This is a genomic window from Kitasatospora viridis (genome assembly GCF_007829815.1).
Classification (GTDB): Bacteria; Actinomycetota; Actinomycetes; order Streptomycetales; family Streptomycetaceae; genus Kitasatospora; species Kitasatospora viridis.
On the sequence record NZ_VIWT01000003.1, the window covers coordinates 119,879 to 131,074 of the forward strand.

Below are 11,196 nucleotides of genomic sequence, written 5' to 3' on the forward strand. Positions count from 1 at the left end.
GGCCATGACGCTGGCTCCGCCGCCGACCGGACCCGGCCGGGTCCTCTCCCTGCACCTCGCCGGGCGCCCCGGCGAGCCCACCTTCCGGGTCCCGCAGGCCCGCGCGGTGACCGGCCGCGGCCTGGCCGGGGACCGCAACTACTGGGCGGGCGAAGGCCCCCGGCCCCGGCGCCGGGGGGCCGGCCGGGCCTCCGGGGTCTGCGACGTCACCCTCATCGAGGCCGAGGCGCTCGACGCGCTGGCCCGCGAACACGGCATCACGCTCACCGCCGCCGAGTGCCGCCGCAACCTCGTCTGCCGCGGCATCCGGCTCAACCCGCTGGTGGACCAGGAGTTCCAGGTCGGCGCGGTGGTGCTGCGCGGCCTCAGGCTCAGCGAACCCTGCGCCCGCCTCGAAGAGTTGGTCCGCCCCGGCCTGATCCGCGGCCTGCTGCACCGCGGCGGGCTGCGGGCCGAGGTGGTCCGCGGCGGGACGATCCGGGTGGGCGACCGGGTCCTGCCGCCCCCGCACGACGCACTGCCGCTGCTGCCCCCCGTTCCGGCCTCTGCAGACAGGACGACAGCATGACCTTCGAAGGCGCCGCCCCCGAGTGGGAGAGCGGCACGGCACCGGAGTTCGGCGCTGACGCCCCGTCAGCCAAGGCCGTGGAGCGCGCGGAACGGGCGAGCGAGGAGCTCGCCGCGGCAGGGGCTCACGTCTCGGTCCGCCCACTGGGGTGGGGCTTCGCCCTCCACCTCGACCAGCGGGCCGCCGACCGCCTCGGCCCCGCCGACGGCGCCGGGCCCGACAGCGGCTTCCTCGGCCTGGTGTCGGAGGTGCTCGCCGGTTCCCTGCCCGAGGCCATGGCCGAGGCCGTCGGCGCGGAGCTGGCCGGACGCGCCGAACGGATCAGGTCGAGCGCCCGCGGCGCCGGGTGCGAACTGTTCTCACCGTGGGCCGCCCCCACCCTGCTCGCCCCCACGGCACTCGACGCGCGGCCGCGCGAGACCGGCCTGTGGTTCAGCGTGTTCGAAGCGGGCGCGGGCTGGGGGCCCGACCTGCCGTTCACGGCCCACTACGCCTCCGAGGCCCCCGCCCTGGCCGTCCACCGCGATGACCTGTACTGCGTCTACCAGGGCCGGGGCGATGACCCCGAGCTCTGGTGGACCGCGCACCGCGCCGACGGCAGTTGGTCCGAGGACCAGCCGTTCCCCGCCCACCACACCCTGGGCAGCCCGGCCCTGGCCGTGTTCCAGGACCGGCTGTACTGCGCGCACCGCGGCGGCTCGGGCGACTGGAGCATCGCGCTGACCTCCTACGACGGCGGTACCTGGGAGCCGGACCGGCCGGTCCCGGGCGCCGAGAGCGTCTACGGCCCGGCGCTGGCCGTCTTCCGCGACGCGCTCCACCTCGCCTACGCCGACGCCGCCCAGCGGATCATGGTCACCACCAGCCGGGACGGCCGCAGTTGGACACCCCCCGAACCCGTCCCCGGCTGCGCCACCACGAGGTCCCCGGCCCTCGCCGTGTACGACGGCGCCCTGCACCTGCTGCACGGCAACCCCAAGGACGGGGCGATCCACTGGAGCCGCCTACGCGACACCGCCTGGACCCCCGAGGGCGCGCTGCCCGGCCACCGCACCCGGAGCAACATCGGCCTCGCCGTCTTCGACGGCAAGCTGCTGTGCGTCCACCGCGACCCCGCCCGCCAGCAACTGTGGTGGTCGGCCTTCGACGGCACCGCCTGGAGCACGGACACCGAACTGCCGGGCCACAGCAGCAAGTACGGTCCGGCCCTGGCCGTGCTCCCGAACCGGACCGGCACCCGCGACCAACTCCTGTGCGTCCACCGGGGCCACGCCCAACGGTTCGTCACCGCGACCGGCGAAGTGCTGACCGACGAGGACCCGGCGGGGCTGCACGACCTCGACGACCCGGAGGCCGCCGACTGAGGTCGCCCAAGATGCATAAAGGATTCATATAAATTCGCTATGCTTCTGGCATGAGTCGCCCAGACGCCGCGCACGGCGCTTCCGATGCCATCGGGTCAGCCCTCTACGGCCTGGCCACCCGGGCCGTGAGGCGCCTTCCCCGCGACATGAGCCTGACCTCCGCCGCCACCCTGGCCACCCTGGCCAAGACCGGCCCGCGACGGATCACCGATCTGGCGTCGGCCGAGGGCGTCACCCAGCCCGCGATGACCGTCCTGGTCCGGGTGATGGAGGAATCCGGGCTGGTCGAGCGGACGGGCGATCCGTCCGACCGGCGGGTCACGCTGGTCTGCCTGACCGAGGCCGGCGCGACGTACGTCCGGACGCGGCACCAGGCAGGCGTCGACGCGTACGCACGGTTGATCGACCAGCTCACCGGTGACGAGGCCGAGGCCCTGGCGGCAGCCCTGCCGGCACTGCTGCACCTGGCGGAGCTCGAAAGCAACGCCCCGGCGGAGCCGGACCAGTGACGTCGGCTCAGGCTCACGGCCGGCCCGTGAGCACCGCCCCGATACGTCCCGAGGCACGTCCGCTGGTCCCCGCCCTGGTCTTCATCGCCCTGGTCGTGGCGGCGGTCGCCAGCCTCGGGACGCCGCTCATCACCAGCGTGGCGACCACCTTCCACGTCTCCCTCGACAGCGCGCAGTGGACGCTGACCATCGCCCTGCTCAGCGGCGCCCTCGCCACACCCGTCCTCGGCCGACTCGGAGCCGGTCCGCACCGGCGGCCCGCGATCCTCGCCACACTGGCGATCGTCGTCGGCGGCAGCGCGCTCACCGTGCTGCCGCTGCCGTTCGCCTGGCTGCTCGCGGGCAGGGCGGCCCAGGGCGTCGGACTCGGTCTCACGGCGCTGATGATGGGCGTGGCCCGCGACCACCTCCCCGAGGAGCGCGGCGCGGCCACGATCGCCCTGATCTCGGTGGTCTCCATCATCGGAGCCGGCGTCGGCTACCCGCTGGCCGCGCTGCTCGCCGAGCTCGGCGGGCCGCGGGCCGCCTACGGCCTCGGCCTGCTCGTCACCGCCCTCGCCTTCGTGACCGCGTGGCGCTCCGTGCCCGCGGCTCCCGACGGGCGCTCCGCCCGGGTGAACGTGGCCGCTGCGCTCGCCTTGGCGGGCGGCCTGCTCCTCGTCCTGTTCCTGGCCGGCGAGAGCGGCCTGTGGAGCCGGCACCTCTCCGTGGCGCTGGCCCTGGCCGTCGCCGCCGTCCTCCTGCTCTGCGCCTGGACCGTCTCCGAGCTGCGGAGCAAGACGCCCCTGGTCGACGTCCGGGCGGCCCGGCACCCGGCGGTCGCCGGGGCGAACATCGCCATGTTCGTCGGCGGGAGCGGCATGTACCTGCTGCTCACCCTCATCACCCGCTACGCGCAGACGCCGCGCAGCGCCGGCTACGGCTTCGGACTGACCACCTTCGTGGCGGGGCTGGTCCTCATCCCGTTCTCCGCGCTGGGGTTCGTCGCCGGAAAGCTCACGCCGCGGGTCCGGACCAGGATCGACGGCCCCCTGCTGCTGGCCGGCAGCGCCGCCATCGTCGGCGGCGGGTTCGTCCTGTTCGCCACCGCGCGGTCCGACCTGGCCGAACTGCTCGCGGCCATGGGCGTGCTGGGCTTCGGCGTCGGCAGCTTCTCGGCCGCCATGCCCGGCGTCATCCTGGCCGTCACCCCCAAGAGCGAGACGTCGAGCGCCATGAGCTTCAACTACGTCGTCCGCAGCGTCGGGTACTCCCTGGGCAGCGCCCTCGGCGGTCTGGTGCTGGCCGCCGGCACCGCCACGGGCCACCTCTTCCCGGACGACGGCGCCTACACGAGCGCGGCGTTGATCGGCGTCGCCGCGATGGCGATCACGACGGTGGCCGCCCTCGCCCTCGCCCGCCGGACATAGGTCCGAGCATGTGTCCGACCATCAATTCCGAAACACCGGAGGTTACCGTGCCCAAGGGCTACTGGGTCAGCGTCTACCGCACCATCGTGGACCCCGAGAAGCTGGCCGCCTACAACGAGCTGGCCGGTCCGGCCGTCAGGGCCGCGGGCGGGCGGGTGCTCGCCCGCGACGGCCAGGTCGTCGCCCACGACGCCGGAATCGCCCAGCGCACCATCCTGATCGAGTTCGACAGCTTCGAGCAGGCGGTCGCCGCGCGCGCGAGCGCGGCCTACCAGGAGGCGCTGGCCGCACTCGCCGACGGCGTCGAGCGCGACTTCCGCATCATCGAAGGCCTCGGCTGACAGCGCCGGGGCATCTCTTAGTGAAACCTGGTTGCGGTAGTCTGTGTAGGTGACCGCACCGCAGTTTGAGCGCGCCCGAAGCGCGGAGGCCAAGCAAGCCCGCGAGACGTCGATCCTGGAAGCCGCCGCACGCCTCGCCGGCGAGCACGGCGTGCGCGCGGTGACCCTCACCGACATCGCTGCGGTGGTGGGCATGCACAAGTCGGCGATGCTGCGTTACTTCGAGACCAGGGAGGAGATCTTCCTCCGTCTGGCAGCCGGCGAGTGGGTCCAGTGGTCGCAGGACGTGCGGAACCGGCTCGGCGAGTTGGACGGCGCACGCCCGGCGGATCCCGGCACGCCGATCGCCGTCGCGGCAGTCCTCGCCGACTCGCTCGTCGCGCGGCCGCTCTTCTGCGACCTGCTCGCCCACACGCCGCTCAACCTGGAGCGCGGCGTCTCCTTCACGGCCGTCCGGTCCTTCAAGCTGATCGCCATCGGCGAGGTCGGGGCAGTCGGCACCGCCCTGCGCGGCGTCCTGAACCTGACGGAGGAACAGGCCGGCAACGTCGTCGCCACCGCCGTCTCCATGGCCGGCGCGCTGTGGCAGATGGCCGCGCCGGGAACCGAACTGCGCCGCTTCTACCAGGACTCCCCCGAGCTGGCCCACGCCCTCGTCGATGTCGCGCCGAAGCTCGCCGACATCCTGGGCGCGCTGATGCGGGGTTACGGCATGGCGTGACGATTTCGACCACGCCCCGGGAATCCCCTCACGCCCCGATGTACACGAAGCCCGCCCAGTGCTCCGGCCTGGCGAACGGGCGTTCGTCGGGCTCGCGGAAGGCGACGACCTCGAAGCAGCCGTCCAGCACGTCCGGCGGTGGCCAGTCGGCGCCGGTCTCGCGGATCTCGGCGAGGTGGGCGCGGAGCTCGGCCGCGGTGAGGTCGCGCAGCCAGCGTTGGGCGGCGCGCAGGGCCTCGGGCGGGGTGGTGCCGGCGCGCAGGGCTTGGTAGAAGCGCAGCATCAGGATCAGGCAGGAGTCGTCGGGCACCGGCCACAGGGTGGCGATCACCCCGGCCACGCCCGCCTGGAGCAGGGCGGTCGGGAAGCCGATGAGCTCGTCCGGCAGGTCCTCGCCAACCACGCCGGTCCGGCAGGCGGACATGACGACGAGTCGGGCCCGCAGCTGACGGCCCAGCAGTTCGGCCATGGTGAGGGTGTCCTCGCCGGACAGGACAAGGGCGCTGGCGAGCGGATCCGCCGGCACCGCGCGGGCGTGGCCGGCGTAGTGGACGACGGACGCCCGGCCCAGTGCCGCGAGCAGCGCCTCGGCCGCCCCGCCGGTGCGGGCGTCGGCGCCGTCCAGCACCCGGCCGCGGCCGAGCGCGGCGGAGGCGAGCCGCGCCTCGACGGCCGCGTGCCGCAGCTGCGGTGCTCCGCCCTGGCCGCCGACGGCGAGGGCCTGGTCGATCGCCTGCCCCTCGGCCGCGGCGGTGGCGGCCGCCAGGACCCGGGCGTTGGGCGCGTGGCGGATGTCGAGGACGTCGAGTGCGGCCGTCCCGGGCCGGTCGGGCAGGGTGGCTGCGTGCAGCGGCAGCAACCCCAGGTGTCCGCCGGCCAGCAGCACCACCGGTCGGCCGTCGTCGCCCAGGGCCTGCGCCAGCGGACCCGTGACGCGACGGCCCAGCTCAGCGAGGAGCGTGGGCAGCAGGGCGCCGACCTTCGCCGCGGGCACTCGGCTCAACGCCGTGGCGGCGCCCGCGACCCAGGCCCCGGTCAGTTCCGGCAGCAGCAGCGTGTCGACCTCGGGCCCGTCGCCGGTGTCGCGGACGACCAGGGCGAGGCCGATCCACTCGGTGGCGAGCAGGTGCACCTGTGTGACGTCCACGGTCTGACGATTAGTCACCAGTTGTGCAGAGCCAGCCAGTTCGAGCTCGGTGGCCAGCTCCTCCAGTTCGCGCACCAGCTCCGGCACCTGCCAGCCGTCGGCGCTGAGCAGGGCCCCCGGGGCGCCGGAATGCTCGGTGCCCAGCCGGTTCAGCCTGAGCGTCAGCTGGTTCCAGCGTCTGACCAGCTCGTCGTGGCCGCGGCCGGCGGCCAGCTCCAGCTGCCGGGGCCGCAGGTCGAGCACCCTGGTCAGCTCCGTGGCGCGGGCGCTCTCCACCAGTTCCACCGCCCGCGCCGGGTCGCCGGCGACGGCGGTCGCGAACGCGGCGAGCAGGGGCAGACCGCCGTCCCTGCGCAGCCAGGCCTCCCGTTGTCGCCGCAGCGGCTGGCCCTGCACCAGGAGTCGGCGCGCGTCGGCCCCGACCCCGAAGGCCTCCGCCGCCTCCGCCCAGCGCGAGCGCGCGGCCAGCAACCGGCCGGTTGCCCCGGCGAGCCGGACCACCGTCTGCGGCGACCAGCCGGGGCCGTACGCGAGGGCCTGCCGCGCCTGGGCGAACGCCTCCTGCTCGGCCGCGTCGTCGGCGGTGAGGTCGGACAGCAGCAGGAGGGACTGCGCCAGGTTGGCCTGGTAGAGGGGTCGGAACGGCGAGTCGGGGCCGATCAGGTCGAGGGCCCGGCGGACGTGGGCGCCCGCCGATTCCGCGTACCGGGCGTCGCGGCGGTGGGCGGCAACCGTCTGCTCCACGACCGCCAGGTTCACCAGCCTGCGCGCCAACCGCGACGACCCCGCGGGCGTGAGCTCGACCGCGAGCGCGGCCGCTTCCAACGCCTCCCGGAGGTCCTCGTCCTCGCGGTCGGGGTGGTTGGCGCGGGCCACCAGGGCCGTGCCCAGGTTGGTGAGCAGGCTGGGCAGCGTGCTCGCCCCCGGCAGGGCCTGGTCGCGGCCTGCGCGCAGGAGGCGGATCGCGGTGTCCAGGGCGGCGGGGTCGCCGGTGGTGGCGTAGTGGTCCTGGTAGGCGATTCCCAGGGTGCCGAGCGCCTGGGTGTGCGCGAAGCTGCCCGCCTCCGTGTCGATCACCTCCTCCAGGAGGGCGATCGCGGTCTCCAGGTCGGCGAGTTGGCCGGTGTGCTGGAACCGCCGGCGGTAGAAGACCGCGAGGCTGTTGCGGGTCGCCAGCGGCTGGCCCGTCCGCCCTGACGACTCGTCGGCGAGCCGGATCGCCTCGTCGAGCAGGGCCGGCTCTCCGGTCAGCTCGTGCCGCAGCACGAGCACCTCGGCCAGCAGGCCGCCGAGTCCGGGAACGGCGCCGTGGGCGGCCCGCAGCAGGCCGATCGCCTCGTCGACATCGGCCCGGGTGCCCTCGCCCCCGCTCAGCCGGAGCAGCAGGGCGACCAGCCGGTCGTCCCGGGGGTCAGCAACCAGGTGTTCCGTCAGGACGAGCGCCTGGTCGGCCTCGGCCTCCGGGTCCCGCATCCGCCCGGTCCGACTCAGCAGCATTCCCAGCCGGGCCGACCGCAGCTGCTGCGCGTACTCCTCGTCGCCGGGTTCGGCAGCGGCCTCGGCCGCGGCGGCCACCCGCCGCACCAGCAGCCAGAGCTCCTCGGCCGGGTGCCGGTTGTACGCCTCGACGACGGCCTGCAGCAGCGACAGCCAGCCGCCGCTCCGACCGGGCAGCGCCTCGGCCTCGGCCACCCGGTCCGCCACCTCGGCCGGATCGCCGAACCGCACGGCGTAGGCCAGCAGGCGCCAGGAGAAGAACGAGTGCGCCTCCAGGTCGACCTCCACCGCCTCCCCGGCCTCCGCGATCTCGGCGACCTCCCGCAGCGCCGCCCGCGCCTGGCGGAGCGACGCGGGACGGTAGCCGGCCGCCTCGCCGGAGGTGGCGATGTCGGCCAGGTCGAGCAGCCAGTGGCTGCGCTGGTCGGGATCGGTCGCCGAGTCGATCGCCCGGCGGATGGCCGCCACGGCCTCCTCCCGGTCGCTCCCGTCGCCCTCCCGGTAGGCGGCCCGCCGGTCGAGGACGGTGGCCAGGCTGCGGTGCCACATCCCGGGGTCCACCCCCAGCGCGCCGGCGATCGGGATCCGGTGCAGCTCCACCACCCGGTCCAGCGCGAACTCCTGGTACGGCGAGTCGAGTTCGGCCAGGTAGCCGGCCATCAGCCGGCCCCGGAGCACGTCGAGCAGCTCGGTCGGGGCATCGGGCGGGGCCAGCCGCAGCGTGACTTCCAGCAGGCCGACCAGGCGCAGCCCGTCGTCCGGCGACTGTTGCCGCAGCTCCTCCAGCAGGTGCGCGGCCAGCTGGTGGAAGGCCCGGTCGCTGAGCGAACTCCGCTCCCACATCGGGTAGTCCGTCATGCGATGGCCCGCGCGAAAGGCGTCGAGCCGTTCCGCCCGCCGCTTCTGCCCGTTGGCGTCCTCGCCGTCGGCCACCAGCTCCGCCAGCATCGCGCGGGTCTCCTCGGAGCTCAGGCCGGGGAAGCCGACGAACAGCAGCTCCTCCTCCGCCTCCGAGCGCGCGTGCACGAACGCGTCCAGCGCCACCGCCGTCTCGTACCGCTCGCGGTGGGCGATCTCCGGCACGGCCCGCACCGGGCCGACCTGCGCGGCCCGGTCGAGCAGCCGCGCCACGAACTGCCAGCGGAGCCGGATGCTCGGCGTGTCTCCCCGCAGGGAGGTGTGCACGTGCTCGCGCACCGCCGGCTCCAGCAGCACCGGGTGCTCGGTGATCAGCGCGACGATGTCCTCGGTCCTCGGCGTGCGCAGCAGTTCGTCGAGCAGGTCGACCGCCTGCAGCACGAGCACCCGGTCGCGCCCGAGCACCGAGTTCCCCTCGGCCCGGAACCTGCGCAGCGCGTGCAGCCAGCCCTCGGCGCGGCGCCGCTCGTCGGGGTCCGCGATCTCGTCGACCAGTTCGGCGAGCACCGCGTCGGAACTCTCCTGGGCCAGTGGGAGGTAGGCGGCGACGGCCGAGGCGAGCGTCGGCTCGTCGTCGGCGGGGCCGTGGGCGAAGAGCGCGCGGGCGACCTGCTCCAGTACGGCGCGGGCCGGGTCGGTCTCCTTGGCCCGGCGCAGGAACTGGGCGATGAGCCGCAGCCGGTGGACGACCAGCGGGTCCGGCTGGCGCTGCGCCAGGTCCTCGGCGACGTCGGCGACCGGACCGTGCAGCAGGTAGGGCCGCGCCTCCATCATCCAGCGCCGCTCGATCCACCGGGGCAGGTTGAGCATCTCGTTCAACAGGTCGACGTACCAGTCGAGATCGGCGCCGAACCCGGCCTGGTCCTTGAGGGGGGTGGCATCGCCGAGGGCGATGTCGACGTCCGCGTCGATGGTGCCCTGCAGCAGCCGCCGGTGGTTGACGAACCGGGCGCGTGAGTCCTCGTCACCCCGGGCAGCGGCCAGGCCCTCGTACCGCTCGATCAGCGCGATCGCCTCGGCGGTGACCAGCTGCGGATGGTCGAGGATCAGCTGCCGGGTCTCGACCCAGCTCGTGGCCGAGTAGATGGCTTGGACGAACTCGTTGAGCTCCTCCTGGTGTTCGTCGTGCTCGTCCAGGGGCTGTGCCTCCGGTCCCGGGCGCCCGGGTTTCGCGCGCCGTCCCAGCAGCCGCCCGAGCTTCCCCGCGATCCCCCGCCCGGCGCGCGCCGGCTCCCCGTCGTCCACCCGAACCACTATGCCGTGCAGCGGCGTTGGCCGCCGGGCTTCCGCTCAGCTGCCGGCGGCGGACCCAGGGCTACCGTCTGCGTAGCGCAGGTCCTTCGGCGGGATGCCGCGCCGCAGGAACTCCGTCAGGGCACGACCGGACGCCACGTCCTGCGACGGGTCCGCGGGCGGCGGCCAGTGCACGGCCGCGTACAGGTCGAACCGGTGCAGGTCAGTGGCCGCCAGCACCAGGTCCCGGTAGGTGCGGGCCGCGGCGAGCGCGGTGCCGTAGTACGAGAGCGCGCAGACGATCGGCGCGAGCAGCAGCATCCACCAGGCCAGGGGCACGTAGAGCAGCAGCGCCAGCCCCCAGAGGAACGAGCCGGTGGCGGCCTGCAAGGTGCCGCGGGCGGCGGTGAGTTCGGCCCGTTCGCCGTCGTCCAGCAGCAGCCACAGGTGCGGCCAGCAGACCACGGGATCGATCCCGTACCGGTGCCGGGGCCCCTCCTCGGCGGTGCGCAGCAGGTTGCCCAGCCGCGTCGGCAGCACCGCATCGGGGTCGGCGGGCACGGCGGCGATGCGCCGCTCCAGCCTGGCCAACCTCGCCATCCGCTGCCGCGCGGCCACCTCGTGCGGGGCGGCCGCGTGCGCCCGGTGCAGCTGCGTCGCGGCGGTGCGATCGGCCTGCCGCCGCTCGAACCGACGGAAGGCCAGGGGCTGCGCGGCCCGTGCGGGCCAGTACCCCTCCAGCAGCCGCAGCAGCGGCACGGACAGCCGGCGCCCGACGACGCCGAGCGCGTACGCGAGGAGCATCAGGAGCAGCACGAGCAGGAGCTGCTCGGAGGCCTCCAGCCGCGTCAGCTCCGCCGAACGGTCTTTCCAGTGCCCGGGTTCCAGGCCGGTGAGACCGTGCCGGTGGTAGGTCCAGGCGAGCCATCCGGCGAGCAGCACCAGCAGCGGCCCGCCGTACCCGGCGGAGCCCCGCTCCCCCAGCTTCCCGCCGAGCCCCTCCCAGAAGGCGGTCAGCACGGCTCTAGCGGAACGTCGTGCTGGTCACAACGCGGCACCGCCTCGCCGGCGTCGAACCGGTACCACTCCTGATCGCAGTTCGGGCAGACGTACCGCGGCGGCGCCCAGGCCCCCGGGTCGCCGGGGAGCGGATCGTACAGCCGGTACTGCTGATCGCCCGCCTGACGGCTGCGCACCGCCCGCCGCAGCTCCGCGCGCTCGGCCAGCAGCGCCACGAGCTCGGCCCGCACCGGCTCCCCCGCCTCGGCGCGGTCCAGCAACTCCACCAGCCGCGGACGGACTTCGGCGGCCGCGGCGCCGAGTATCCGGTCGAGGTCCTGGGCGATCGACCGCCCGATGTTGATCAGTTCCTGATCTCCCACGGGCAGCACTCTGCCACAAGAAGGCCCACCCGGAGGACGGTTCGGCGCTCGGCCGGCGAATCCCCGACCGCCGGGCCGCTTCACCCGCGCGCAACGCGCGCGGAACA

The 11,196-nt window shown here is 74.5% G+C and carries 9 protein-coding genes; 6 read left to right on the top strand and 3 right to left on the bottom strand.

From position 1 onward, the window contains the following. The first annotated feature begins 4 nt into the window (after positions 1-4). Genes FHX73_RS31125 through FHX73_RS31150 form a run of 6 tightly spaced genes read left to right on the top strand, consistent with a single transcriptional unit; the run spans position 5 to position 4,912 of the window. The gene (locus tag FHX73_RS31125) at positions 5-568 is read left to right on the top strand and encodes an MOSC domain-containing protein (RefSeq protein ID WP_145909287.1); all 564 of its coding nucleotides are present in this window, start codon (positions 5-7) and stop codon (positions 566-568) included. Then, complete coding sequence (locus FHX73_RS31130; RefSeq protein WP_145909288.1) at positions 565-1,932, top strand: sialidase/neuraminidase family protein; 1,368 nt, start codon at positions 565-567, stop codon at positions 1,930-1,932. Before FHX73_RS31125 ends, FHX73_RS31130 begins: the two co-directional genes overlap by 4 nt. A 50-nt stretch (positions 1,933-1,982) precedes the next feature. Next, positions 1,983-2,441: a MarR family winged helix-turn-helix transcriptional regulator gene (locus FHX73_RS31135; protein ID WP_246213993.1), complete on the top strand. Its 459-nt coding sequence runs from the start codon at positions 1,983-1,985 to the stop codon at positions 2,439-2,441. A 26-nt stretch (positions 2,442-2,467) separates the two neighbouring features. After that, a complete protein-coding gene (locus tag FHX73_RS31140; protein WP_145909289.1) occupies positions 2,468-3,850 on the top strand; it encodes an MFS transporter in 1,383 nt (460 codons plus the stop codon). A gap of 47 nt (positions 3,851-3,897) precedes the next feature. Further along, positions 3,898-4,191 (top strand): DUF1330 domain-containing protein, encoded by a 294-nt coding sequence (locus FHX73_RS31145; protein WP_145909290.1) that lies wholly within the window; start codon positions 3,898-3,900, stop codon positions 4,189-4,191. Between the two features lie 49 nt (positions 4,192-4,240). Further along, the gene (locus tag FHX73_RS31150) at positions 4,241-4,912 is read left to right on the top strand and encodes a TetR/AcrR family transcriptional regulator (RefSeq protein ID WP_145909291.1); all 672 of its coding nucleotides are present in this window, start codon (positions 4,241-4,243) and stop codon (positions 4,910-4,912) included. 28 nt (positions 4,913-4,940) lie between these two features. Here the strand turns inward: FHX73_RS31150 and FHX73_RS31155 are convergent, their stop codons facing one another. From FHX73_RS31155 to FHX73_RS31165, 3 genes are read right to left on the bottom strand one after another with little or no spacing between them, the layout of a single operon-like run. After that, positions 4,941-9,719 carry a CHAT domain-containing protein gene (locus FHX73_RS31155; RefSeq protein WP_145909292.1) on the bottom strand — a complete coding sequence of 1,593 codons (4,779 nt, stop codon included), beginning with the start codon at positions 9,717-9,719 and terminating at the stop codon, positions 4,941-4,943. A gap of 45 nt (positions 9,720-9,764) precedes the next feature. After that, positions 9,765-10,727, bottom strand: coding sequence for a hypothetical protein (locus FHX73_RS31160; RefSeq protein WP_145909293.1), 963 nt, complete (start codon positions 10,725-10,727; stop codon positions 9,765-9,767). Beyond that, positions 10,721-11,089: a hypothetical protein gene (locus tag FHX73_RS31165; protein ID WP_145909294.1), complete on the bottom strand. Its 369-nt coding sequence runs from the start codon at positions 11,087-11,089 to the stop codon at positions 10,721-10,723. Before FHX73_RS31165 ends, FHX73_RS31160 begins: the two co-directional genes overlap by 7 nt. Between the last annotated feature and the right edge of the window lie 107 nt (positions 11,090-11,196).